The 23,087-nt window shown below is 72.8% G+C and carries 23 protein-coding genes and 1 tRNA gene; 12 read left to right on the forward strand and 12 right to left on the reverse strand.

The window, feature by feature from the left end:
• Positions 1–9 precede the first annotated feature (9 nt).
• From NRK68_RS17195 to NRK68_RS17205, 3 genes are all read right to left on the reverse strand, one after another.
• Positions 10–1,521 (reverse strand): PP2C family protein-serine/threonine phosphatase, encoded by a 1,512-nt coding sequence (locus tag NRK68_RS17195; protein WP_183066411.1) that lies wholly within the window; start codon positions 1,519–1,521, stop codon positions 10–12.
• A 93-nt stretch (positions 1,522–1,614) separates the two neighbouring features.
• On the reverse strand, positions 1,615–2,115 hold the full coding sequence (locus tag NRK68_RS17200) for an FHA domain-containing protein FhaB/FipA (protein WP_030647603.1): 501 nt from the start codon (positions 2,113–2,115) through the stop codon (positions 1,615–1,617).
• A 10-nt stretch (positions 2,116–2,125) separates the two neighbouring features.
• A complete protein-coding gene (locus tag NRK68_RS17205; protein ID WP_183066412.1) occupies positions 2,126–2,947 on the reverse strand; it encodes an FHA domain-containing protein in 822 nt (273 codons plus the stop codon).
• Between the two features lie 292 nt (positions 2,948–3,239).
• Here NRK68_RS17205 and NRK68_RS17210 point away from each other — a divergent pair.
• The 6 genes from NRK68_RS17210 to NRK68_RS17235 all read left to right on the forward strand — a co-directional run bounded on the left by NRK68_RS17210 (position 3,240) and on the right by NRK68_RS17235 (position 8,873).
• Positions 3,240–3,322: transfer RNA gene (locus NRK68_RS17210), tRNA-Leu, on the forward strand.
• A gap of 266 nt (positions 3,323–3,588) precedes the next feature.
• A complete protein-coding gene (locus NRK68_RS17215) occupies positions 3,589–5,289 on the forward strand; it encodes a sensor histidine kinase (RefSeq protein WP_257856152.1) in 1,701 nt (566 codons plus the stop codon).
• Between the two features lie 9 nt (positions 5,290–5,298).
• A complete protein-coding gene (locus NRK68_RS17220) occupies positions 5,299–5,958 on the forward strand; it encodes a response regulator (RefSeq protein WP_037878450.1) in 660 nt (219 codons plus the stop codon).
• Between the two features lie 109 nt (positions 5,959–6,067).
• Positions 6,068–7,495, forward strand: coding sequence for a DUF2252 domain-containing protein (locus tag NRK68_RS17225; protein WP_257856153.1), 1,428 nt, complete (start codon positions 6,068–6,070; stop codon positions 7,493–7,495).
• Between the two features lie 85 nt (positions 7,496–7,580).
• Positions 7,581–8,444, forward strand: coding sequence for a J domain-containing protein (locus tag NRK68_RS17230; protein WP_046777668.1), 864 nt, complete (start codon positions 7,581–7,583; stop codon positions 8,442–8,444).
• An 84-nt stretch (positions 8,445–8,528) separates the two neighbouring features.
• Positions 8,529–8,873, forward strand: a complete 345-nt coding sequence (locus NRK68_RS17235) for a rhodanese-like domain-containing protein (RefSeq protein WP_257856154.1) — start codon at positions 8,529–8,531, stop codon at positions 8,871–8,873.
• A gap of 17 nt (positions 8,874–8,890) precedes the next feature.
• On the opposite strand, the gene NRK68_RS17240 is transcribed toward NRK68_RS17235, so the two are convergent.
• The 6 genes from NRK68_RS17240 to paaA all read right to left on the reverse strand — a co-directional run bounded on the left by NRK68_RS17240 (position 8,891) and on the right by paaA (position 13,829).
• Positions 8,891–10,033, reverse strand: a complete 1,143-nt coding sequence (locus tag NRK68_RS17240; protein WP_183066415.1) for an acyl-CoA dehydrogenase family protein — start codon at positions 10,031–10,033, stop codon at positions 8,891–8,893.
• Between the two features lie 121 nt (positions 10,034–10,154).
• Positions 10,155–11,261: a 1,2-phenylacetyl-CoA epoxidase subunit PaaE gene (gene paaE / locus NRK68_RS17245; RefSeq protein WP_183066416.1), complete on the reverse strand. Its 1,107-nt coding sequence runs from the start codon at positions 11,259–11,261 to the stop codon at positions 10,155–10,157.
• Complete coding sequence (gene paaD / locus NRK68_RS17250) at positions 11,262–11,771, reverse strand: 1,2-phenylacetyl-CoA epoxidase subunit PaaD (protein WP_183066417.1); 510 nt, start codon at positions 11,769–11,771, stop codon at positions 11,262–11,264.
• Entirely contained in the window at positions 11,765–12,499 is a 735-nt protein-coding gene (gene paaC, locus NRK68_RS17255) for a 1,2-phenylacetyl-CoA epoxidase subunit PaaC (RefSeq protein ID WP_183066418.1), read from the reverse strand. The genes paaD and paaC overlap by 7 nt, the downstream gene beginning before the upstream one ends.
• Positions 12,496–12,780 (reverse strand): 1,2-phenylacetyl-CoA epoxidase subunit PaaB, encoded by a 285-nt coding sequence (paaB, locus tag NRK68_RS17260; RefSeq protein ID WP_030026914.1) that lies wholly within the window; start codon positions 12,778–12,780, stop codon positions 12,496–12,498. Before paaB ends, paaC begins: the two co-directional genes overlap by 4 nt.
• Positions 12,777–13,829, reverse strand: a complete 1,053-nt coding sequence (paaA, locus tag NRK68_RS17265) for a 1,2-phenylacetyl-CoA epoxidase subunit PaaA (RefSeq protein WP_373023618.1) — start codon at positions 13,827–13,829, stop codon at positions 12,777–12,779. Before paaA ends, paaB begins: the two co-directional genes overlap by 4 nt.
• Before the next feature lie 144 nt (positions 13,830–13,973).
• Here paaA and NRK68_RS17270 point away from each other — a divergent pair, with 144 nt between their 5' ends.
• From NRK68_RS17270 to NRK68_RS17280, 3 genes are read left to right on the forward strand one after another with little or no spacing between them, the layout of a single operon-like run.
• Positions 13,974–14,636, forward strand: a complete 663-nt coding sequence (locus NRK68_RS17270; RefSeq protein ID WP_257856156.1) for a DUF5819 family protein — start codon at positions 13,974–13,976, stop codon at positions 14,634–14,636.
• The gene (locus NRK68_RS17275) at positions 14,633–15,847 is read left to right on the forward strand and encodes an HTTM domain-containing protein (protein ID WP_257857873.1); all 1,215 of its coding nucleotides are present in this window, start codon (positions 14,633–14,635) and stop codon (positions 15,845–15,847) included. The genes NRK68_RS17270 and NRK68_RS17275 overlap by 4 nt, the downstream gene beginning before the upstream one ends.
• A gap of 43 nt (positions 15,848–15,890) precedes the next feature.
• Positions 15,891–16,673 (forward strand): TrmH family RNA methyltransferase, encoded by a 783-nt coding sequence (locus NRK68_RS17280; protein ID WP_183066421.1) that lies wholly within the window; start codon positions 15,891–15,893, stop codon positions 16,671–16,673.
• Here NRK68_RS17280 and NRK68_RS17285 read toward each other — a convergent pair.
• On the reverse strand, positions 16,557–17,573 hold the full coding sequence (locus NRK68_RS17285; RefSeq protein WP_257857874.1) for a hypothetical protein: 1,017 nt from the start codon (positions 17,571–17,573) through the stop codon (positions 16,557–16,559). The two genes, NRK68_RS17280 and NRK68_RS17285, sit on opposite strands and share 117 nt — an antisense overlap.
• Positions 17,574–17,682: 109 nt before the next feature.
• Between NRK68_RS17285 and NRK68_RS17290 the strand changes: the two genes are divergently transcribed.
• Positions 17,683–18,381: a MerR family transcriptional regulator gene (locus NRK68_RS17290; RefSeq protein WP_183066423.1), complete on the forward strand. Its 699-nt coding sequence runs from the start codon at positions 17,683–17,685 to the stop codon at positions 18,379–18,381.
• Positions 18,382–18,449: 68 nt separating this feature from the next.
• Here NRK68_RS17290 and paaN read toward each other — a convergent pair whose 3' ends face one another.
• Positions 18,450–20,132, reverse strand: a complete 1,683-nt coding sequence (paaN, locus tag NRK68_RS17295) for a phenylacetic acid degradation protein PaaN (RefSeq protein ID WP_257856158.1) — start codon at positions 20,130–20,132, stop codon at positions 18,450–18,452.
• 124 nt (positions 20,133–20,256) lie between these two features.
• Here paaN and NRK68_RS17300 point away from each other — a divergent pair, with 124 nt between their 5' ends.
• Complete coding sequence (locus tag NRK68_RS17300; protein ID WP_257856159.1) at positions 20,257–21,768, forward strand: 3-hydroxyacyl-CoA dehydrogenase; 1,512 nt, start codon at positions 20,257–20,259, stop codon at positions 21,766–21,768.
• Positions 21,765–22,352 carry a TetR/AcrR family transcriptional regulator gene (locus NRK68_RS17305; RefSeq protein WP_046777681.1) on the forward strand — a complete coding sequence of 196 codons (588 nt, stop codon included), beginning with the start codon at positions 21,765–21,767 and terminating at the stop codon, positions 22,350–22,352. Before NRK68_RS17300 ends, NRK68_RS17305 begins: the two co-directional genes overlap by 4 nt.
• A 123-nt stretch (positions 22,353–22,475) precedes the next feature.
• Here NRK68_RS17305 and NRK68_RS17310 read toward each other — a convergent pair whose 3' ends face one another.
• Positions 22,476–23,045, reverse strand: a complete 570-nt coding sequence (locus tag NRK68_RS17310; protein WP_183066426.1) for an Lrp/AsnC family transcriptional regulator — start codon at positions 23,043–23,045, stop codon at positions 22,476–22,478.
• Positions 23,046–23,087 lie beyond the last annotated feature (42 nt).

Raw genomic sequence — 23,087 nt, forward strand, 5'->3', positions numbered from 1 at the left:
GCCCGCGGGCTACTTTCCGCACAGGCCGACCAGCTGCTGCTCCTCGGGAGTCAGGCTGGGGCCGGGTGTCTGGCTGTTCTGCGCCTCGGCGCCTCTGCGCTCTTCGTCCTTCTTGCAGGCGGAGACCTGGACGCCGAGGTCGTCCAGCTTCTTGCGGGCACCGTCGAGGCTGCCCTCGCTGATGGTGGCCTCGACCAGCTTCCGCTTGAAGGGCGGCAGGTACTTCAGTTCGATGTCGGGGCGGTCGGTCTCCACCTTGGAGAGCTCCAGCGGTCCGAGCTTCGGGCTGATGCCGCGGAAGAGCGCGACGTGCTCGCCCTTCACGCCGACGTAGAACTGGGTCTGGGTCCAGCGCCAGCCGGCGTAGAGGCCGCCGCCGATGACACCGGCGACGACGAGCAGGGTCAGGGTGCGGGTGGTCCACTTGCGCCCTTTGCTGCGGCGCCTGCGGGGGTGGTCGTACGTGTCGTCGTAGCCGGAGTCGGAGTCGTACCCGTCGGCCTCGCCGAAGGAGCCGTAGCCGCCGCCCTGGCCGTGGTCGCCGTACCCGTAGCCGGGGGCGTCGCCGCTGCCGGGGGGACCGAAGGAGCCCGCGGGCGGCGGGGCCTGGCGGCCGAGCCCGGAGGCGCGGCCGGCCGGCGTCTGCATGGCGTTGTTGTTGTCGAAGAGCTGGTGCTGGGTCTCGGCGACCGCGCCGACGACCACCGGGGTGTCGCTGACCTGGGCGGCGAGGGTGTCGCCGCTGTCGGTGTCGAGGACGTCGGCGACGATGCAGGTGATGTTGTCGGGTCCGCCGCCGCGCAGCGCGAGCTGGATCAGGGACTGCACGGTCTCGCGGGGGCCGTGGTAGTCGGCGAGGGTCTCCTCCAGGGTCTGGTGGGAGACGACGCCGGAGAGCCCGTCGGAGCAGATCAGGTAGCGGTCGCCGGCGCGGACCTCACGGATGGAGAGGTCGGGCTCGACGATGTCGCCGCTGCCCAGCGCGCGCATCAGCAGGGAGCGCTGCGGATGGGTCGTCGCCTCCTCCTCCGTGATGCGGCCCTCGTCGACCAGGCGCTGCACCCAGGTGTGGTCCTGGGTGATCTGCGTGAGGACGCCGTCGCGCAGCAGGTAGGCGCGGGAGTCGCCGACATGGACGAGGCCGAGGCGCTGGCCGGTCCACAGCAGGGCGGTGAGGGTGGTGCCCATGCCCTCGAGCTGGGGGTCCTCCTCGACCATGACGCGCAGCTGGTCGTTGGCGCGCTGCACGGCGGTGGCCAGCGAGGTGAGGATGTCGGAGCCCGGTACGTCGTCGTCGAGCTGCACGAGGGTGGAGATCACCTCGGAGCTCGCGACCTCGCCGGCGGCCTGGCCTCCCATGCCGTCGGCGATCGCCAGGAGACGGGGGCCGGCGTAGCCGGAGTCCTCGTTCCCCTCGCGGATCATGCCTTTGTGGGATCCGGCTGCGAACCGCAGGGACAGACTCATGCGCACCTGCCCTGTCGACGAAGCTTGCTCCGGGTACAACCGGTCTCGAGCCACACTGCCCACCCTCCGGTCGGGAGCGCGCTCGTGTCCGTGTCCTCGCTGGCACGGATCACCGCCGCGCGCTCGCTCCGCTCGCTCATTCTCGTACTACTTCCGCAGCTCGATGACGGTCTTGCCGATGCGGATCGGTGCGCCCGGCGGAATGGGCGTCGGGGTGGTCAGCCGGGTCCGGTCGAGATACGTGCCGTTGGTGGACCCGAGATCCTCGACGATCCACTGGCCGTCACGGTCGGGGTAGATCCTGGCATGGCGGCTGGACGCGTAGTCGTCGTCCAGCACGATCGTGGAGTCGTGGGCGCGGCCCAGGGTGATCGTCTGTCCGGCGAGGGCCACGGTGGTGCCCGTGAGGATGCCCTCGGAGACGACGAGCTTGGTCGGCGCACCGCGACGCTGGCGCTGCTGCGGAGGCGCGGCCTGGCGGCCGCCCTGCTGCGGGGCGCCGCCGGCGCCGCCGCGGCGGGAGGACCCGCGCTGGGTCACCCTCGTGCCGAAGAGATCGCTGCGGATGACCTGGACGGCCACGATGACGAACAGCCACAGAACGGCCAGGAAACCCAACCGCATGACCGTCAGGGTCAGCTCTGACATTGCCCCCGCTTCACCCTTCGGCTTGCCGGTAAATGATGGTGGTGCTGCCCACGACGATCCGCGAGCCGTCGCGGAGCGTAGCGCGGGTGGTGTGCTGCCCGTCCACCACGATGCCGTTGGTGGACCCGAGATCCTGGATCGTCGAGGGCGTTCCGGTCCGGATCTCACAGTGCCGGCGCGATACGCCGGGGTCGTCGATCCGCACGTCGGCTTCGGTGCTTCGGCCGAGTACGAGCGTGGGGCGCGAGATCTGGTGGCGGGTGCCGTTGATCTCGATCCAGTGCCGCCGCGGGCCGCCGGGCCCAGCCCCCGGAGCCGCCGCGCCGGGACCACCCGGGGCGGGCCGGCGGGCGCCGGGTCCGCCCGGGGGCGGGCCGGCGGGCATGGGAGGTGCGGCGACCGGCGGATAGCCGTAGCCGCTCGCAGGGGACGGCGGCGCCCCCTGTGGCTGGGAGGTGCTGGAGGCGAGGGTGCGACTGCGGACCCGGTAGAGCCCGGTGTCGAGGTCCTCGGCCTTCTCCAGGTGGACCTTGATGGGGCCCATGAAGCTGTACCGCTGCTGCTTGGCGTAGTCGCGGACGAGGCCCGCGAGCTCGTCGCCGAGCTGCCCGGAGTAGGGGCTCAGGCGGTCGTAGTCGCCGGCGCTGAGCTCCACGATGAAGTCGTTGGGGACGACGGTCCGCTCGCGGTTCCAGATGGTGGCGTTGTTGTCGCACTCCCGCTGGAGGGCTCCGGCGATCTCCACCGGCTGGACCTCGGACTTGAACACCTTGGCGAAGGTGCCGTTCACCAGACCTTCGAGTCGCTGCTCGAACCGCTTCAGAACTCCCATGGGGCACCTCCTCCGTCGTTGTCGCCCTGTACTGCTTACTGATCGTATCCACGCGTGGCGGATTCGGGTGGTTCCCCTTCGTACCTGTGGGGACGAGTGTTGGTCCTCACAAGGGATCGTAGGGGCGCCCGAGGAACAGTGTCCCGCACCCGGAGCGGAGTGCGGGAGGGGCTGTCCGCACAGGGGCGTATGCCCCCGGGGAAAGCGATGTGAATCCACCCCGTTCTACGTGCTAATGTTTCGACGTCGCCAGGGGAACGGCCCGAAAGGGAAGACCACTGGGACGCTGCTCGGGCGAGTGGCGGAACGGCAGACGCGCTGGCTTCAGGTGCCAGTGTCCTTCGGGACGTGGGGGTTCAAATCCCCCCTCGCCCACATCGACGAGACGGTCGTCACTGCGAAAGCGGTGGCGGCCGTTTCGTTTTGTGTCCGTGACGGGGTGTGCGCGGGATTCGTGAAGTGCCGGTGGATCGGTGTCCGGTGTCCGGTGTTTCCTGTGTGGTGTCGGTCACGGCGGAGCCGGCCGCGGATGCGCGCGGGGCCAACTGCACCTGCGGGATCAGACTTTCGTCGCGGCCGGTGAGACGAAAGAGGGCAGCCGGGGCGGTGGCCGGATGTCTAGGGTCGGGCGCGTGGATGTGATGGCGAAGACACGTGCGGGCTGGGACTGGCTGCGGGGGCCCGAGCCGTGGACGCGGCGGATGCTGGCGGGGGACCTCGCGCTCGCCGCCGTGCTGGCCATACTCGGGCTGGGCATCGAGGAACTCGACCGGGGGTCGGGGCAGCGGATGCTGCTGGGCGCCGTGGCCGTGGTGGCGCTGACCCTGCTGCGCAGGCGGCTGCCGGCGGCGACGCTCGTGGCCGGTTCGGCGCTGAGTTCGGCCCTGCCGGGGCTGTTCTTCGTCCTGCCGCTGCTGGGCTGGTCGGCCGGGCGGCGGATCGTCGGCGTGGGCCGGGCGCTGGGCGCCTTCACCCTGGCCTTCGTCGCGGCGCTCGCCTTCAGCGTCCTGGACCAGTGGTCGCAGATGCGACCGCTGCTGATCATCGTGTTCTCCACGCTGATGTTCCTGGCCGTCACCGTGATGCCGGGCCTGGCCAGCCGGTACTGGTCCCAGCGCCGCACCCTGCTGGCGGCCCTGCACGAACGCAACGGGCAGCTGCTGCGCGAGCGGGCCATGGTCGCGGGGCAGGCGCGGCTGCGCGAGCGGCAGCGCATCGCCCAGGACATGCACGACAGCCTGGGCCACCAGCTGGCGTTGATCGCCGTGCACACGGGTGCGCTGGAGGTGGATCCCGAACTCACCGACCGTCAGCGGGAGGCCGTGGGCGTGCTGCGGCAGGCCTCGGTGTCCGCGATGCACGAACTGCGCGAGGTCGTCGGCATCCTGCGCGACGGCGTGGAGTCGCCCCCGATGGTGGAGGAGGCACAGCCCGCGGCGCGCGGCGTGGCCGGCATCGCCGGGGTCGTGGAGGCGGCGCGGGCCGCCGGGACCGAGGTGCGGATGACCACCTCGGGACGGCCGAGGCAGCTGGTGGCGGCCTGCGACCACGCCGCCTACCGGATCGTGCAGGAGGCCCTCACCAACGCCTACAAGCACGCTCCGGGGGCGCCGATCACGGTGGAGCTGCGGTACGAGGACGACTCGCTGGTGGTGGAGATCGCCAACGGGCCGTCGGCCGGACCGGACGAGGACGTGGTGTCGGGCGGGCAGGGGCTGACGGGGCTGCGGGAGCGGGCCCGGCTGGTCGGCGGCATGGTGCACGCGGGCCCCGCCGAGGGCGGCGGGTTCCGGGTGGCCGGCGTGCTGCCGTACGGCGCGGAGCCGGCCGGCGCCCAGGACGTGGCCGACGACTTCGGGCAGCAGGCCCAGGCACAGAAGGGCACCCTGCCCCAGGCGCCGGGGCGGCGGGGCGAGCAGCAGCCGATGGACTGGGCGGCGGTGGACCGGGAGCTGGCCGTACGGGTGCCCAGCCGTGCCGGTGGCATCGCCGTGGGCTGCGGGATCGCCTTCGCGGCGGTGGTCGTGCTGGTGATCGTGATGATCGCTGCGGCGGTGATGCTGATGGACACGGCGGTCGACTCGATGATCGGCAGGGACGAGTACGACGCCGTGCACGTCGGCGAGGCCGAGGCGACGGTCCGCGACCGGCTGCCGGGCGGCGAGAGCTTCCTGACCGCGGGAGCCGACCGGAAGGGGCCGCCGCGGCCGGAGGGTTCGGAGTGCCTGGTGCTGCTGGCCGACGACCAGACCGGCCAGAGCCTGACCACGGACCTGGTTTTCCGGTTCTGCTTCAAGGACGGCAAGCTCGTGGACAAGCAGGCGTACGAGGTCAAGCAGTAGGAGCACGGGGTGACAGCCGAAGTGATCAGAGTGGTGATCGCCGACGACGAGCCGCTGATCCGGGCCGGGATCAGGATGATCCTGACCTCGGCGCCGGACATCGAGGTCGTCGCGGAGGCGGCGAACGGCCGGGAGGCGGTCGAGCTGGCCCGCTCGCACGCCCCCGAGGTGATGCTGCTCGACATCCAGATGCCGGTGATGGACGGTCTGACCGCACTGGGTGAGCTGCGACGGGCCGCTCCGGAGGTGCGGGCCCTGATCCTGACCACCTTCGGCGAGAAGGAGAACGTGCTGCGCGCGCTGGGCCAGGGCGGGGCGGGATTCCTGCTCAAGGACTCGGCGCCGGGCGAGCTGATCGGCGCGGTCCGGGCTGCCGCGGCCGGGGACGCCTACCTCTCGCCCGGGGCCACCCGGCACGTGGTGGACCAGCTGGCGTCCGGGAAGGCGGCGGCGCGCGGTGAGGAGGCCCGCCGTCAGGTCGCCGAGCTGAGCGAGCGGGAGCGGGGGGTGCTGGCGCTGCTCGGGGAGGGCCTGTCCAACGCGGACGCGGGCCGGCGCCTGCACATGAGCGAGGCGACCGTGAAGACGTACGTGAGCCGGATCCTGGCGAAGCTGGGCTGTGAGAACCGCGTCCAGGCGGCGCTGCTGGCCCGGGACGCCGGTCTGTAGACCCCGGCCGGGGGCGCCGGGCCGCGGCACCGGCCGGGAGGCCGGGGCGTGGGTGCTGGCCAGGGGCACCGGGCTGTCGGTACGGTCAGCCCGTTCTCGAAGCGATCACATGAACGAACGGGTGGGGGCGGCGCCGATGGCGGCGACAGCGGGACAGCGGATTCCGGACGTGGCGGGGTTCGCGCCGCGCGTGGTGGCGGACTCGCCGAAAGAGGCGGGCAAGGCGCTGCGCGCCCGTGTGCCGAGGGCGGCGCACGCTGGCTTCACGGTGCCGGCCGGGCGGCCGGACGCGGTGCGGGCGGTGGAGGAGTCCAACGCCGGTCGGGTGGCCGAGCTGACGCCCATACGGGTCGGCCGGATGGCAGCCAATCCCTTCGCGTTCCTGCGCGGTGCGGCCGGGCTGATGGCGCACGACCTGTCCGGCGGCCCGGTGACCGGTGTCGGCGCGCAGATCTGCGGTGACGCGCACGCGGCGAACTTCGGTCTGTACGGGGACGCGCGCGGTCGGCTCGTCATCGACCTGAACGACTTCGACGAGACCGTGTTCGGCCCGTGGGAGTGGGACGTGAAGCGGCTGGCGGCCTCCCTGGTGCTCGCCGGGCGGGTGGCCGGGGCGGACGAGGACACCTGCCGGGCGGCCGCACTGGACTCCGTGGGCGCCTACCGGCGGACCGTGCGGCTGCTGGCCAAGCTGCCCGCGCTGGACGCGTGGAACGCCATCGCCGACGAGGAACTGGTCTCGCACGCCGACGCCCGCGATCTGCTGGGCACCCTGGAGCGGGTCTCCGAGAAGGCCCGCAACAACACCTCCGCCCGGTTCGCCACCAAGTCGACGGAGATCGGGCCGGACGGCGGCCGCCGTTTCGTCGACGCGCTGCCCGTACTGCGCCGCGTCACGGATGGGGAGGCGGCGGCCGTGGCGGCCTCGCTCGGCCCGTACCTGCAGACCCTCCAGGGCGACCGGCTGCCGCTGCTGGCCCGGTATGCGATCCACGACGTGGCCTTCCGCGTGGTGGGCACCGGGAGCGTCGGCACCCGCTCGTACGTGGTTCTGCTGCTGGACCACCGGGGCGAACCGCTGGTCCTCCAGGTGAAGGAGGCCCGGCCCTCGGTGCTGCTCCCGTACCTGCCCGGGCTGGGCTTCGTCTCGCCGCCGGAGGAGCACGAGGGTCGCCGGGTGGTGGCCGGGCAGAAGCGGATGCAGGTGGTCTCCGACATCATGCTCGGCTGGACCACGGTGGAGGGGCGCCCCTACCAGGTCCGCCAGTTCCGCAACCGCAAGGGCAGCGTGGACCCGGCGGCGCTGGCTCCCGACCAGATCGACGACTACGGGCGGATGACCGGTGCCCTGCTGGCCCGGGCGCACGCGCACAGCGTCGACCCGCGGCTGCTGGCCGGGTACTGCGGCAAGAACGAGGAGCTGGACGAGGCGATGGCGGCCTTCGCGGTGGCCTACGCCGACCGGACCGAAGCCGATCACGCCGACCTGGTCGCCGCGGTGCGGGCCGGGCGGATCGCCGCGGAGGTCGGGGTCTAGAACGAGCTGGTCGCGCCGGTCCCTGCGCGACGGGCGATGTTTCACGTGAAACATCGCCCGTCCGCGCGGGCCGTACCCTGGCCGGGTGAGCGAGCAGACCGAGCAGCCCGAGCAGACCGTCCCCGGTGGATCCGGCGACTCCTCCGTCACCGGTGAGGAGCGCCCCGAGGAGCGCCCCGAGGCGCGCCTGGAGCGGGCCGTACGGGCCGCGGAGCAGGCGCTGATCGAGTTCGAGATCGCGGTGGAGACCTTCCGCGTGGAGGTGGAGAACTTCTCCCGCCTGCACCATCAGAAGCTCGGCCCCATGTACACGCGGCTCGACGAGCTGGACGCGCTGATCGCCGAGGCGAAGGCCGCGCGCACCGGCGATGCCGAGGACCTGCGGAGGGCGCGGGACGCGCGCTCGCTGGTGATGCCGATGCCCGGGGTGGAGGAGCTCTTCCACGACTGGCTGGGCTCGGACGGCATCTCCGACGACGCCGCCGCGATGCTCACCGACCGGCCGGTGCGGCCGCCGGAGCGGGTACGCCCCTCCGAGGAGGTGCGCCGCCTGTACCGCGAGCTGGTCCGCCAGGCCCACCCCGACCTGGCCCAGGAGGAGGACGAGCGGGAGCGCCGCGACGCCTTCATCGCGCGGGTCAACGCCGCGTACGGCCGGGGCGACGAGGGGCTGCTGCGCGAGCTGGCCGAGGAGTGGGCGGCCGGGCCGGTGCCCGAGACGGCCGGGCCGGGCGAGAGCGAGGAGCTGTACGCCCGGCTGGAGTGGCTGGCGCAGCGCAAGGAGCTGCTGTCGCTCGTGGCGAAGGAGCTGGAGGAGAGCGCGATCGGGTCGATGCTGCGGATGGCTCCCGACGACCCGGACCGGCTGCTGGAGGAGATCGCGGAGCAGCTGCTCGCGCAGGTCTCCGAGCGCGAGGCGGAGCTGGCGGCCGAGCTCGCCGCCCAGTGAGGACGGGGCCGTTCGCGCACGCACGGGCTGGGCTGCGGGTCGGATAGGTTGGCAGCAGACCTGTGAAGAGAGAAGGCGACAGTTATGAACTTCGGACCGCTTCCCTCGGTGGACGCCGCCGCGGTGCCCTCCGAAGGCTTTGTCCTCGACGTCCGTGAGGACGACGAATGGGCGGCCGGCCACGTCGAGGGCGCTCTGCACATCCCGATGAGCGACTTCGTGGTCCGCTTCGGCGAGCTGACGGAGGCCGTCGAGGACGGCCGCCGCGTGTACGTGATGTGCCGGGTCGGCGGGCGTTCCGCGCAGGTCACCCAGTACCTGGTGCGCCAGGACATCGACGCCGTGAACGTCGACGGCGGTATGCAGGCCTGGGACGGGGCCGGGCGCCCGATGGTGACGGACAACGGAAGCCCGGCCTTCGTGCTCTGACCCCGTGAGGGGCGGCTTCAGGCGAGGGGGTGGGCGGCCAGCAGGTCGCCCAGGGCCTCCTCGTGGGCGGCCGCAGGGCCCAGTTGGAGCTCCAGCTGCTTGGCCCAGGCGTGGTAGCGGTGCAGTGGGTATTCGGTGTCGGCGCCGAAACCGCCGTGCAGGTGCTGCGCGGTCTGGACGACCCTGCGCACGCCTTCCGCGGCCCAGATCTTGGCGACCGCCACGTCACCGGCGCTCGGCAGCGGCCCGCCGGCGCCGCCGGTTGCGGCATCGAGCCGCCAGGCGGCCTGCCACAGGGTGACCTCCATGGCGCGCAGGTCGATGTAGCGGTCGGCGGCCTGGACGGCGACCGCCTGGAAGGTGGCCACCGGGAAGCCGAACTGCTCGCGCTTGCTGGTGTACCTGCTCGTCATGCCGAGGACGCCCTCACCCAGCCCGAGGGCCAGGGCGCAGGTGCCGGTGGTGAGGACCTCGCGGAGCCGCTCCCAGGCTCCCGGGGTCTCGATCAGGTGGGTCCGGTCCACCCGCACGCCGTCCAGGGCGAGTTCGGCGAACCGCTCCCCGCTGGTGGAGACCTGCTCGGCGAGGGCGAGGCCGTCGGCCGTGCGCGGGACCAGAGCGAGGACGCCCTCGCCCTCACCGGTGTGGGCCGGTACGGCGATCCAGTCGGCGGTGTGTGCCCAGGGGACGGCGGTCTGGGTGCCTTCCAGGACCCACGTCTCGCCGTCGAGCCGTGCGGTGACGGCGAGTTCGGCCGGGTCATGGCCGGAGCGGCCGTGCGCGGCGGCGGTCAGCACGAGCGTGCCGCGCCCGGCGCCGGGCAGCAGGGCGGCGGCCAGTTCGGGGCTGCCGTGGGCCTGGACGGTCATGGCGGTGGCGCAGTGTTCCAGCAGCGGGACCCGGGCCAGTACCCGGGCGGCCTCGCGCAGGACGAGGCACAGGGCGATGGTGTCCAGGCCGGCGCCGTCGTGTTCCTCGGCGAGGACCAGGCTCAGCAGGTCGGACGCGGCGAGCCGGGCCCACAGCGGACGGTCGAAGTCGTCGGCGACGGCGCCCGGGGTGAGCGCGGGGCTGGGCACGCCGTCGGGTGCGACGTCCGCGAACACGGCCCTGGCCGCCTCGACGGCGGCCCGCTGCTCCTCGGTGAAGGTGAAGTCCACTGCCTGTCCTCCCGTTCTGACCTGACGGGGCGTCAAGATAGAACACGTTCCTGAAAATGGACAGGGGAGGAGGACGGCAGCGACGAGGGCAGGGGGCAGCGACAGGGACCGCGGCTGCGCCCTAACGGTCGAAGTCGATCTCCACTTCCTCGGTGACCGGGTGCGACTGGCAGGCGAGGACGAAACCGGCGTCCGTCTCCTCGGCCTCCAGGGCGAAGTTGCGGTCCATCCGGACCTCGCCCGACACCACGAACGCCCGGCAGGTACCGCAGACGCCGCCCTTGCAGGCGTACGGGGCGTCCGCGCGGTTGCGGAGCACCGCGTCCAGCAGGGACTCGCCGTCCTGGACGGGCCAGGTGCCGGAGCGCCCGTCGAGCCGTGCGGTGACCCGGCCCTGCGCGGCCGCGGCCGACGACGCCGTGCGGACCGGCGCGGGGGTGGTGTCCTCGACGTGGAAGATCTCTTCGTGCACCCGGGTCCGGGCGACGCCGAGGGTGCTCAGGGCCCGCTCCGCGCCCTGCACCAGACCGTACGGCCCGCACAGGAACCAGCCCGTGACCTCCGCCACCGGAAGCAGGGCGGGCAGCAGGGACGCCAGCCGCTCCTCGTCGAGCCGGCCGGACGGCAGCCCCGACTCCTGCTCCTCCCGGGAGAGGACCGTGACCAGCTGGAACCGCGAGGGGTAGCGGTCCTTGAGGTCGGCGACCTCCTCCAGGAACATCGTCGAAGCGGCCGTACGGTCGCTGCGCACGAGGCAGAAGCGGGCATCGGGCCGCGCGGCCAGCAGGCTCGCGGCGATCGACAGCACGGGCGTGATCCCGCTGCCGCCGACGATCGCGGCGTAGTGCCCGGCGGCGGGGGCCGTTGCGGGGTCCAGCACGAAGCGCCCGGCCGGGACCATGACGTCCAGCACGTCGCCGGCCGCGATCTCCTTGTGCGCGAAGGTGGAGAACTCCCCGCCCTCCACCAGCCGCACGCCGACCCGCAGCAGCGCGGGGCCCGGACCGTCCGCCGTGGGGGCGGGCGAGCAGATCGAGTAGGTGCGGCGGACCTCGGTGCCGCCCTCGGGGGCGGTGCGGCGCAGCGTCAGGTGCTGGCCGGGGGCGTGCCGGTAGTCCTCGCGCAGCTCCTCGGGGACCCGGAGGGTCAGCGCCACCGAGTCGTCGGTGAGCCGGTCGACTTCCGCCACCGTCAGCGGGTGGAACGCGCCGTGGCGGGGGGCGGCCATCTACAGCTCCTTGAAGTGGTCGAACGGTTCGCGGCAGGCGGTGCAGCGGCGCAGCGCCTTGCACGCGGTGGAGGAGAAACGGCTGAGCAGCTCGGTGTCGGTCGATCCGCAGTTGGGGCAGCGGACGGACAGGGTCACCGGGACGGGCCCGCCGGCCGCGTGCGGCCTGGGCGGGGCGATGCCGAACTCGGCCAGCTTGCGGCGGCCATCGGCGCTGATGTCGTCCGTGGACCAGGCCGGGGCCAGCACGGTGGTCACCCGCACCTCGGGGATGCCGTGGCCGGTCAGGACCCGCTCGATGTCGGCGGACATGGCCTCGATGGCCGGGCAGCCGGTGTAGGTGGGGGTGAGGGTGACCTCGGCGTGGCCGTCCTCGTGCATCCGCACCCCGCGCACCACGCCCAGCTCGCCGAGGGTGAGCACCGGCAGTTCGGGGTCCGGGACGGAGCCGGCCAGCTCGGCCAGCTCGGCCTCCAGGCGGGTCGTCGCGACGTCGGCGGTGGTCACCATGACGCCCCCGGGTGGCTGCGGTGCAGGTGCTGCATCTCGGCCAGCATCCGGCCGAAGGACTCGGTGTGCAGTCCCTGGCGGCCGGCGCCGGCCGCCCAGGCACCGGTGCGCGGTCCGTCGGGCAGGGTGAGTCCGGCACGCTCCACGACATCGGTCAGTGCGGCCAGCCAGCGCTCTTCGAGGGCGGACAGGTCCACACCGTCGAGACCCTCCACCGGCTGGAACAGCTCCCCGGTGAACTTCCACAGCGCCTTCAGTGCCGCCTGCATGCGGGCGCGGCTCTCCTCGGTGCCGTCGCCGAGCCGCAGGGTCCACTGCTCGGCGTGGTCGCGGTGGTACGCGGTCTCCTTGACGGCCTTGGCCGCGAGCGGCGCGAACGGGCCGTCCCCGCGGGCCAGTTCCGCGTAGAGCTCGTGCTGGTGGACGGAGAAGTACAGCTGGCGGGCGATGGTGTGGGCGAAGTCGCCGTTCGGCTGCTCGACCAGCTGGAGGTTGCGGAAGGACCGCTCCTCGCGCAGGAAGGCCAGCTCGTCCTCGTCGCCGACCATGGACAGCAGGACGCGGGCCTGGCCGAGCAGGTCGAGGGCGATGTTGGCGAGGGCGACCTCCTCCTCCAGGACGGGGGCGTGGCCGGCCCACTCGCCGAGGCGGTGGGAGAGGATCAGCGCGTCGTCGCCGAGGGCGAGGGCCGCCGCCGCGGTGGCGGTGGTGGTGTCGGTGCCGGTCACAGGTGGCTCACTCCCTCCGGGATGTCGTAGAAGGTGGGGTGCCGGTAGGGCTTGTCGGCGGACGGGGCGAAGAAGGGGTCCCGCTCGTCCGGCGAGGAGGCGGTGATCGCGGTGGAGGGGACCACCCAGATCGAAATGCCTTCGTTGCGCCGGGTGTAGAGGTCGCGGGCGTTGCGCAGGGCCATTTCCGCGTCGGGGGCGTGCAGGCTTCCCGCGTGCGTGTGCGAGAGGCCGCGGCGCGAGCGCACGAACACCTCCCACAGGGGCCAGTTCTGCGTCATACCCGTGCCTCCTCGTTCTGTCCGGCGGGCTTCGCCGTCTGCTGCTGTGCCGCCTGCTTCTGCGCGTACGCGGCGGCCGCGTCGCGCACCCAGGCGCCTTCCTCGTGGGCCCGGCGCCGCTGGCCGATCCGCTGCTCGTTGCAGGGGCCGTTGCCCTTGAGCACGTCCCAGAACTCGGCCCAGTCGATGGCGCCGAAGTCGTGGTGGCCGCGCTCCTCGTTCCACTTCAGGTCCGGGTCGGGCAGGGTCAGGCCGAGGGACTCGGCCTGGGGGACGGCGATGTCCACGAACCGCTGGCGCAGCTCGTCGTTCGAGTGGCGCTTGATGCGCCAGGCCATCGACTGCGCCGAGTGCGCCGACTCGTCGTCCGGCGGGCCGAACATCATCAGGGAGGGCCACCACCAGCGGTTCACCGCGTCCTGCGCCATGGCGTGCTGCTCCTCGGTGCCCTGGGAGAGGGCCATGAGGAGCTCGAAGCCCTGGCGCTGGTGGAAGGACTCCTCCTTGCAGATCCGGACCATGGCGCGGGCGTAGGGTCCGTAGGAGCAGCGGCAGATCGGCACCTGGTTGGTGATCGCCGCGCCGTCCACGAGCCAGCCGATGGCGCCGACGTCGGCCCAGGTCAGGGTGGGGTAGTTGAAGATCGAGGAGTACTTCTGCCTGCCCGAGTGGAGCTTGTCGAGAAGCTCGTCGCGGCTGGTGCCGAGGGTCTCGGCCGCGCTGTAGAGGTAGAGGCCGTGGCCGGCCTCGTCCTGGACCTTGGCCATCAGGATCGCCTTGCGGCGCAGCGAGGGCGCCCGGGTGATCCAGTTGGCCTCGGGCTGCATGCCGATGATCTCGGAGTGGGCGTGCTGGGCCATCTGCCGGACGAGGGATGCGCGGTACTCCTCCGGCATCCAGTCGCGCGGTTCCACACGCTCGTCCGCCGCCACGGCGGCGTCGAACGCCGCCGCGAGCTGTGCGCCCAGATCAGCCGTCATGCCCGTCCCGTCCGTCCCGTCCGTCCCCAGGGCCGTGTCCGGGCCCGTTTCCGGGGTGACTGCCACCATGTACGGCCCCTTGTCGGTGTATGTCGGCCGTCCGTCCACCCGACCGACCGATCGTTCGGTTCATTCGCTTCAATGGTGAGACGGCGGCCCGTAGGGTGTCAACCTCTGTGGTCAACCCTGTGGACGCCGGACGATCGGGGCGGGATGGATTCGAACGAGCACGAGCTCGCCGAAGGGGCCGCTCCACCACCCCCGAGGGCGCCCGGAATCGCCGGTCTGTCCACCCCGTACCGGGTCGTGACCGCCCTGGCCCTGGGCGCCGTCGGGCTCGCCGCGTGCACCCACCTCGCGCTGGTCTTCCTGCACGTGGCCCCGTCCAACACGCTGAGCAAGCAGCACGCGGGAACGGTCGACGCCTGGATCTATCCCGAGTTCGAACAGAACTGGAAACTCTTCGCGCCCAACCCGCTCCAGCAGAACATCGCCGTGGAGGTCCGCGCGGAGGTGCGGACCGCCGCCGGTGAGCTGCTCACCACCGGCTGGCGGGACCTGAGCGCCGAGGACGCCGCCGCGATCCGGCACAGCCTGCTGCCGAGCCACACCGAGCAGAACGAGCTGCGCCGGGCCTGGGACTTCTACACCGGCTCCCACGACGAGGACGACAAGCCCGTCGGCGAGCGCGGCGAGCTGTCCGAGGAGTACCTGCGGCGGATCGCGGTGAACCGGCTCGCGCCGGACCACCGCGGCGGGCACATCCTGCGGATCCAGATGCGTTCGGCGAGCAGGGCCGTGCCCGCGCCGAAGTGGAGCACCGAGACCACCGACACCCAGACCTACTACCGGGAGCTGCCGTGGTGGAAGGTGTGAGACGGGCGCGCGCCGCGCTGGCGCGGGCCGTCGCCGAGGTCAGCGGGCAGGCGCTGGGCCCGTACCAGAGCGCCGTCGTCCGCATCGGCTTCGCCGGCACCTGGCTCTTCTTCCTGCTGCGGGAGTTCCCCCACCGGGCCGAGCTGTACGGCCCGGACGGGCCGTGGAGCCAGGAGCTGGCGCAGCGGCTGCTCGACTCCAACGGCGCCTTCACGGTCCTGACGTGGTCCGGCTCGGCCCTGTGGTTCGAGACCGTCTACGCCGTGGCCGTGCTGGCGAGCGCCGGCCTGCTGCTGGGCTGGCGGACCCGGGCGACATCCGTGGTGTTCATGATCGGCGTGCTGTCCCTGCAGAACCGCAGCGTGTTCATGGGCGACGGCGGGGACAACGTCATCCACCTGGTCGCGATCTACCTGGTGCTGACCCGGTGCGCGCAGGTGTGGTCGCTGGACGCGCGCAGGGCGCGCAAGCGCGGCTCCGTGACGGCCGGGGCGGCGGGGCCGGTGCTGTGGGGCATGCTGGGGGCGGTCTTCGCCTACGGGGCCGCCACCGGGCGGTTCGGTCCCGGCTGGCTGGCGGCGTTCGCGGCGGTGTGGGTGGCCTGCGGACTGTGGTGGCTGGTCGACCGCCACGAGCCGGAGGGCGAGGGGCGGGCGGCCCTGGACGTCCTGGCGAACCTGCTGCACAACGCGGGCATGCTGGTGATCATGGCCGAGGTCTGCCTGATCTACGCGACGGCCGGCTGGTACAAGATCCAGGGCTCGCGGTGGCAGGACGGGACGGCGCTGTACTACCCCCTGGGGCTGGACTACTTCACGCCGTGGCCGGGCCTGTCGGCGCTGCTGGCGGGCAGCGGGACGCTGGTGATGCTGCTGTCGTACGGGACGGTGGCGGTGCAGGTGGCCTTCCCGTTCACGCTCTTCAACCGGCGGATCAAGAACGTGCTGCTGGTGCTGATGATGGCGGAGCACGCGGGGATCGCGGTGCTGCTGGGGCTGCCGTTCTTCTCGCTGGCGATGATCGCCGCCGATGCGGTGTTCCTGCCGACGGCCTTCCTGGTGTGGCTCGGGGCGCGGGCCGCGGCGCTGCGGGTGGCCGCGCCGCGGGCGCTCCGCCGCCCGGAGCGGAGCCCTGCGGAGCCTTCCCCCGCCCCGCCGCCCCCCGAAACCGGGCTCCGCCCGGACCCGGCCCTCGAACGCGGGACGGGCTGAGGCGGGTGCCCGGGCTGCGGGGCGGGGGCCGTAGGGTCGGGGCATGAGTGAGGATCAGGGGCCCGGGGAGATCGCGCGGGACTGGCAGGAGGCGTCCGGCCGCGGGGACCTCGTGCTCCTCGACGGGTTCCACGCCCTCAAGCACGCCCTGCGCTTCGGGGCCGAGGTGCGCCTGGCGGTCGCGGACGATCCCGGCGCCGTACGGGCCCTGGCCCGCGCGCTGGCTCCCGACGTCGAGGCCGACGTGGCCCGCCTGGTGCGGCCGGCGGTGCTCAAGGAGCTGCTGCCCCGCGTCCACCCCACCGGGGTCGCCGCCCTCGCCGTACGGCCCGACCGGGCCACGGGCATCGCGGGCCTGGGGCGGATGCCGAGGCCCGCGCCCGTCGTCGTCCTCGACAACCCCCGCAACCTCGGCAACGTCGGAGCCGTCGTCCGCCTCGCCGCCGGCTTCGGCGCCACCGGTGTGGTCACCCGCGGCGACCTCGACCCCTGGCACCCCAACGTGGTCCGGGCCGGGGCCGGACTGCACTACGCCACCACCGTCGAGCGCCTCGCCCTGGAGGAGCTGCCGCCCGGGCCGCTCTACGCGCTCGACCCGGAGGGCGCGGACATCCGCGGCCTCACCCTCCCGGACGACGCGCTGCTGGCCTTCGGCTCGGAGCGGCACGGGATCTCCCCCGAGCTGCGCGCGCGGGCCGACCACCTGGTGTCACTGCCGATGCGCCCCCAGGTCTCCAGCTACAACCTCGCCACCAGCGTGGCCATGACCCTCTTCCACTGGGGCGGCCCCCCGCCCGGGCAGGAACAGGGCGGCGAGAACCCCTAGGACTCCCCCGGCCAGGACCGCCGCGGCCGCGGTGAGGGTCGCGCCGTCCGGGTGGGCCGGTGACCGGCCGCGCAGTGCCTGCCAGGTCAGCAGGGCGAGCACCGCCGCGTACACCGCACCGGCCACGAGGACCAGCCGCACCCGGACCCGTTCGTCGCGCAGCCGGGCGGAGCGCGGGGCGAGCGCGGCCAGGACGAGCACCAGCAGCGGGAGCAGCTGGAGGGCGTGCATCCCGAAGAAGTGCGGGACGCGCAGGTCCCCTCCGGTGGTGGACCAGCCGGTGAGGAACATCCCGGGGCCGCCGTCGGGCACCCCCACGCTGTGCGCGCCGCTCTCGGCGACCGCCCGACCGGCGGCCTCGCGGCGCTGCTGTTCGGGGGTGGGCAGGACCATCAGGAACGCGAGCGCGGCACCGGTCAGCGCGAGGACCGTGGAGATCCGGATCGACCATGTCGTGGCCCGGTCGGCGGTCCGCGCGCGCCAGAGCAGGGCGGCGAGGACGAGGGTGCCGAGCCACAGCACGACCACGGTGTTGCCCATGAGCGCGTAGACCCCGGCGTCGAAGGGCGTGGCGTTGTTGAAGTGGCTGCGGACCCCGCGGACGACCTGCAGGGTGATCAGCGCCATTTCCACGGCGCTCGCGACGGCCACCGTCGTGCCTGCCCACCAGGCGGTCCGGCGCAGTCGCGGCCGGTCCTCGCCCAGCACCGAGATCATCCAGGCCAGGCTGAGGGAGTAGGCGACGAACGAGACCGAGAACTTGAACGGCTTGGCCCAGACCGGTGCCCCCGTCAGCACGCGGTCGTCGACCGCGAGTCCGACGGCGCAGACGACCGCCCACAAGGCCATCACCAGGGCGAACAGCACCAGCGGGCGGTGCCAGGTACGCCAGGAGGACATCGTCATGCATACCTCCGTGATGAATGGATAGCGGTACTGCCCGCTATCTGATAGCGCCACTATCTAAGATGAGGGTGGATCCGGGCAAGAGAAATCAGGGTGAACGCACGTGCGCATCGGAGAGCTGAGCCGCCGGACCGGGGTGCCGGTACCGACGATCAAGTACTACCTGCGGGAGGGGCTGCTGCCCGCCGGCGAGCTGACGAGTCCCAATCAGGCCAGCTACGGGGACGGCCACGAGCGGCGGCTGCGGCTGGTCCGCGCACTGCTGGAGGTCGGCGGGCTCTCGGTGGCCGCCATCGGTGAGGTCCTCGCGGCCGTCGACGACAAGGACGGGCCGGTGCACGAGCTGCTGGGGGCGGCGGCGACGCGGCTGGTCCCGGAATTCGGCGACGGCGGCAGCGGGGGCGGCAGAAAGGCCGGCAGCGGGGCCGGCAGCGACGGCGGCGGTGCGCCGGACGCGGAGACCGTACTGGCGCGGGACCGGGTGGCGCGGCTGATCGAGGCGCGCGGCTGGCGGATCGAGAGCGGCAACAAGGCCGCCGAGGCGCTGGTGGCCGCACTCGCCTCGCTCGCGCGGGTGGGGCACGGCGGCTTCGTGGACCTGCTCGACGACTACGCCGAGGCCGCCGAGCGGGTGGGCCGTACCGACCTGGACTACGTCGCCCGGCGGGTGGCCCGCGAGGACCTAGTCGAGGCCGTGGTCGTGGGCACGGTGCTGGGCGACGCGGTCTTCGCCGCCCTGCGCAGGATGGCCCAGGTGGACGCCTCCGCCCGGATGTTCGGGGAGGAGGCGCCCACGGGCTGAACGGGCGCCGGACGGGGCCGCTTCCGGCGGTCGCGTCCGGCGGTGCGTCCGGCCGTCGCGTCCGGCGGCTACGCCTGGCGGCGGACCTCCACCACACGGAAGCGGTTCGAGACGAAGGCGCCGTCGCACAGTGCGGCATTGGCCGCCGGGTTGCCGCCGGAGCCGTGGAAGTCCGAGAACGCCGCGGTCTGGTTGACGTAGACCCCGCCGGTCAGGTTCAGCGAGAGCTGCGCGGACTCCTCCAGGCAGACCTCTTCGAGAGCCCGCTCGGTGTCGGGGGAGGTGGTGTAGGCGCCGACCGTCATGGCGCCCTTCTCCCGCACGGTGCGGCGCAGCAGGTCCAGCGCGTCCTGCGTGGAGTCCACGGCCACCGCGAAGGAGACCGGGCCGAAGCACTCGGAGAGGAAGGGCGCCTCCGGGTCAGGCTTGGCGGCGTCCAGCTTGACCATCACCGGCGTACGGACCACCGCGTCCGGGAACTCGGGGTTGGTGACCTCGCGCGACTCCAGCGCGACCTCGCCGAGGGCGGAGGCCGCCTCCAGACGGGCCTTGACGTCCGGGTTGACCAGCGCGCCGAGCAGCGCGTTGGCCCGGGCGTCGTCACCGAGCAGGCCGCCGACCGACGCCGCGAGGTCGGCGACGACCTCGTCGTACGACTTGTGGCCGGCGTCCGTCGCGATGCCGTCGCGCGGGATCAGCAGGTTCTGCGGGGTGGTGCACATCTGGCCGCTGTAGAGCGACAGGGAGAAGGCCAGGTTGGCCAGCATCCCCTTGTAGTTGTCGGTGGAGTCCAGGACGACGGTGTTGACGCCCGCCTTCTCCGTGTAGACCTGGGCCTGGCGGGCGTTGGTCTCCAGCCAGTCGCCGAACTCCGTGGACCCGGTGTAGTCGATCAGCTTGATCTCGGGGCGGACGGCGAGGTCCTTGGCGATGCCCTCGCCCGGGCGCTCGACCGCGAGCGCCACCAGGTTCGGGTCGAAGTCCGCCTCCGCGAGGACCTCGCGCGCCACCTGCACGGTCAGGGCGAGCGGCAGCACGGCCCGCGGGTGCGGCTTGACCAGCACCGGGTTGCCGGTGGCCAGCGAGGCGAACAGGCCCGGGTAGCCGTTCCAGGTCGGGAAGGTGTTGCAGCCGATCATGAGGGCGATGCCGCGGGGGACCGCGGTGAAGGTCTTGCCGAGCTCCAGCGGGTCCTTCTTGCCCTGCGGCTTCGACCAGTCGGCCTGTCCCGGGACGCGGGTCTGCTCCTCGTAGGCGTAGGCCACGGCTTCCAGCCCGCGGTCCTGCGCGTGGGGACCGCCGGCCTGGAACGCCATCATGAAGGCCTGGCCGCTGGTGTGCATGACCGCGTGCGCGAACTCGTGCGTGCGGGCCGAGATGCGGGCCAGGATCTCGATGCAGACCAGGGCGCGCGCCTCCGGGCCGGCGTCGCGCCAGGCGCCCATGCCGGCCTTCATCGCGGGCAGCAGGACGTCCGGGTCCACGTGCGGGTACTCGACGCCCAGCTCCGGGCCGTACGGGGACACCTCGGCGCCCGCCCAGCCGTCGGTGCCGGGCTGGCCGAGGTCGAACCGCGTGCCGCGGAGCGCCTCGAAGGCGGCGAGCCCGTCGGCCGGCGCGGTCTCGCCGTACGCCTTCGGGTGTTCGGGATGCGGGGACCAGTAGGCGCGGCTGCGGATCGCCGACAGGGCCTGGTCCAGGGTGGGCCGGTGCTTGGCGGACAGCTGGGGGACGGTGAGCTCGGCGGCCATCAGGGACCAACTCCTCGTTGAGCCGGGCGAAGAAGAGCAGACTGGAGTTAGAGTAACCGAACGATCGGTCGGGACAAGAGGGCCCGGCGGACCTGTGGATAAGTCGGTGCGGGAGGATCAGGACATGACAGCAATCGAGCGGTCCCGCACTGTGGCGGTCGTCGGCGCGGGCACCATGGGCCAGGGCATCGCCCAGGTCGCCCTTCTCGCAGGTCACCGCGTGCTGATCTACGACATCGACGCCGCCCTCGCCGCAGACGGCGTCGGCATCGTGCAGGACCGTGTCGAGCGGATGGCCGCGAAGGGCCGTCTGGACCGGGCCGAGGCCGAGGAGGCGATCGGCCGGATCGCGCCCGCCCGGGCCCTCGCGGACCTCGCCGGGGCCGCCCTCGTCATCGAGGCGGTCGTCGAGAACGCCGGTGTCAAGCAGACGCTCTTCGCCGCCCTGGAAGAGGTGGTGGGGCCGGACGCGCTGCTCGCCACGAACACCTCCTCCCTCTCCGTCACCGAGCTCGCCGCCGGCCTCGCGCACCCCGGCCGCTTCCTCGGGCTGCACTTCTTCAACCCGGCCCCGCTGCTTCCGCTCGTCGAGGTGGTCAGCGGTTCCGCGAGCGACCCGGCCGCCGTCGAGCGCGCGTACCGCACGGTCCTCGGCTGGGGGAAGACGCCGGTCCGCTGCGCCGACACCCCCGGCTTCATCGTCAACCGGATCGCCCGCCCCTTCTACGCCGAGGCCTTCGCGGTGTACGAGGAGCAGGGCGCCGACCCGGCCACCATCGACGCCGTGCTCCGCGAGAGCGGTGGCTTCAAGATGGGCCCCTTCGCGCTGACCGACCTGATCGGCCAGGACGTCAACGAGGCCGTGACCCGCTCCGTGTGGGAGTCCTTCTTCCGCAGCCCCAAGTTCCTCCCGTCCCTGGCGCAGCGCCGGCTGGTCCAGTCGGGCCGCCTGGGCCGCAAGTCGGGGCACGGCTGGTTCCCGTACGGCCCGGACGCGGCCGCCGCGCAGCCGCACACCGCGGGACCCGAGGAGGCCCCGGACAAGGTGACCGTCGTCGGTGACCTCGGCCCGGCCGCCGCTCTGGCAGAGCTGCTGGAGGAGGCCGGGATCGCGGTCACGGCCACCGAGCACGGGGGCCCGTACATCCAGCTGCCCGGCGAGGGCCAGCTGGTCCTCGCGGACGGGAAGACCTCCGTCGAGTTCGCGGACGTCGTCTACTTCGACCTCGCGCTCGACTACCGGGGTGCCACTCGCATCGCGCTCTCCGCCAGCGAGGACACCAGCGAGCGGACCCTGTCCGAGGCGATCGGCCTCTTCCAGAAGCTCGGCAAGCAGGTCTCCGTCATCGGGGACGTCCCCGGCATGATCGTCGCCCGGACCGTCGCGATGCTGATCGACCTCACCGCCGACGCCGTCGCCCGCGGCGTGGCCTCCGCCGAGGACATCGACACCGCGATGCGGCTCGGCGTCAACTACCCGCTGGGCCCCTCCGAATGGCACGACCGGCTCGGCCGGGACTGGGCCTACGACCTGCTGCACCACCTCGACGAGCGCTGCCCCGGTGGCCGTTACGCGCCCTCGCTGGCGCTGTTCAAGCTGGGTTACGCGGCGGGCGACGAGGAGGACGCCCGGTGACGACGGCCAAGCGCGACACCTACACCCCCGAGACGCTGCTGTCGGTGGCCGTCCAGGTCTTCAACGAGCGCGGCTACGACGGCACCTCGATGGAGCACCTCTCCAAGGCCGCCGGCATTTCGAAGTCCTCCATCTACCACCACGTCACGGGCAAGGAGGAGCTGCTGCGGCGGGCCGTCAGCCGCGCCCTCGACGGGCTCTTCTCCGTGCTGGAGGAGCCGGGCGCGGTCCGCGGCCGGGCCGTCGAGCGCGTCGAGTACGTCACCCGCCGCACCGTCGAGGTGCTGGTCGGCGAGCTGCCGTACGTGACGCTGCTGCTGCGGGTACGGGGCAACACCCGCACCGAGCGGTGGGCGCTGGAGCGCCGCCGCGAGTTCGACCACCAGGTCGCGGACCTGCTCAAGGCCGCCGCCGCCGACGGCGACCTGCGGGCGGACGTGGACATCCGCCTCGCCACCCGCCTCCTCTTCGGCATGGTGAACTCGCTGGTCGAGTGGTACCGCCCGCACCCCGGCACGGGCCCCGAGCAGCTCGCGGACGCCGTCGTCCACATGGCCTTCGACGGCCTGCGCACGGCCCGCTGACCGCCGCGCACCGCGCCCCGGAAGGGTCCTCAGGGACGCTCCGGGGCGTTTGCGTGCCCCGACCGGGGCGTTCGTGCCCCGACCGGGGCGTTTTCGTGCCCCGACCCCCGTCACCCGTTCGGCCTAGTCCTCGGTGATCGCGGGGCCGGGGCCCGGGCCCGGGCCGGGGTCCAGGAGGTCCGTCTCCTCGAAGACCAGCAGGGTGCGCGTCGAGAGGACCTCCGGGATGGCCTGGAGGCGGGTCAGGACCAGCTCGCGCAGGGTCCGGTTGTCCGGGGTGTGCACCAGGAGCAGGACGTCGAAGTCGCCGCTGACCAGGGCGATGTGCGCGGCGCCCGGGAGTTCGCGCAGCTGCTCGCGGACCGTGCGCCAGGAGTTCTGGACGATCTTCAGCGTGATGTAGGCGGAGGCCCCCTGGCCCGCGCGCTCGTGGTTGACGCGCGCCGTGAACCCGCGGATCACCCCGTCGTCGATGAGCCGGTTGATCCGCGCGTAGGCGTTCGCGCGCGAGACGTGCACCTGCTCGGCCACCGAGCGTATGGACGCCCGGCCGTCCGCCTGGAGCAGCCGCATGATCGACCGGTCGATCGGGTCCAGGGGACGGGGTGCGACGGGCGGGACCGCAGGGGCTCCCGGTGCGGTCCCCGGCGGAACCGGTGCGGAACCGGCCGCGGCCATTTGTTCATCCGGCATTGCCCGATGCCTCCCTCTCCTGGACGTCCTGCGTCCATCCCA

Source organism: Streptomyces yangpuensis (assembly GCF_024666385.1).
GTDB classification, from domain to species: domain Bacteria; phylum Actinomycetota; class Actinomycetes; order Streptomycetales; family Streptomycetaceae; genus Streptomyces; species Streptomyces yangpuensis.

Coding starts and splice junctions, on each gene's coding strand:
- NRK68_RS17270 (WP_257856156.1), top strand. CDS start 13,974: ATGGATTCGAACGAGCACGAGCTCGCCGAAGGGGCCGCTCCACCACCC.
- paaN (WP_257856158.1), bottom strand. CDS start 20,132: ATGGCCGCCGAGCTCACCGTCCCCCAGCTGTCCGCCAAGCACCGGCCC.
- NRK68_RS17200 (WP_030647603.1), bottom strand. CDS start 2,115: ATGTCAGAGCTGACCCTGACGGTCATGCGGTTGGGTTTCCTGGCCGTT.
- NRK68_RS17235 (WP_257856154.1), top strand. CDS start 8,529: ATGAACTTCGGACCGCTTCCCTCGGTGGACGCCGCCGCGGTGCCCTCC.
- NRK68_RS17300 (WP_257856159.1), top strand. CDS start 20,257: ATGACAGCAATCGAGCGGTCCCGCACTGTGGCGGTCGTCGGCGCGGGC.
- NRK68_RS17285 (WP_257857874.1), bottom strand. CDS start 17,573: ATGTCCTCCTGGCGTACCTGGCACCGCCCGCTGGTGCTGTTCGCCCTG.
- paaA (WP_373023618.1), bottom strand. CDS start 13,829: ATGGTGGCAGTCACCCCGGAAACGGGCCCGGACACGGCCCTGGGGACG.
- paaE (WP_183066416.1), bottom strand. CDS start 11,261: ATGGCCGCCCCCCGCCACGGCGCGTTCCACCCGCTGACGGTGGCGGAA.
- NRK68_RS17310 (WP_183066426.1), bottom strand. CDS start 23,045: ATGCCGGATGAACAAATGGCCGCGGCCGGTTCCGCACCGGTTCCGCCG.
- NRK68_RS17215 (WP_257856152.1), top strand. CDS start 3,589: ATGGCGAAGACACGTGCGGGCTGGGACTGGCTGCGGGGGCCCGAGCCG.
- NRK68_RS17280 (WP_183066421.1), top strand. CDS start 15,891: ATGAGTGAGGATCAGGGGCCCGGGGAGATCGCGCGGGACTGGCAGGAG.
- paaB (WP_030026914.1), bottom strand. CDS start 12,780: ATGACGCAGAACTGGCCCCTGTGGGAGGTGTTCGTGCGCTCGCGCCGC.
- NRK68_RS17205 (WP_183066412.1), bottom strand. CDS start 2,947: ATGGGAGTTCTGAAGCGGTTCGAGCAGCGACTCGAAGGTCTGGTGAAC.
- paaD (WP_183066417.1), bottom strand. CDS start 11,771: ATGGTGACCACCGCCGACGTCGCGACGACCCGCCTGGAGGCCGAGCTG.
- NRK68_RS17225 (WP_257856153.1), top strand. CDS start 6,068: ATGAACGAACGGGTGGGGGCGGCGCCGATGGCGGCGACAGCGGGACAG.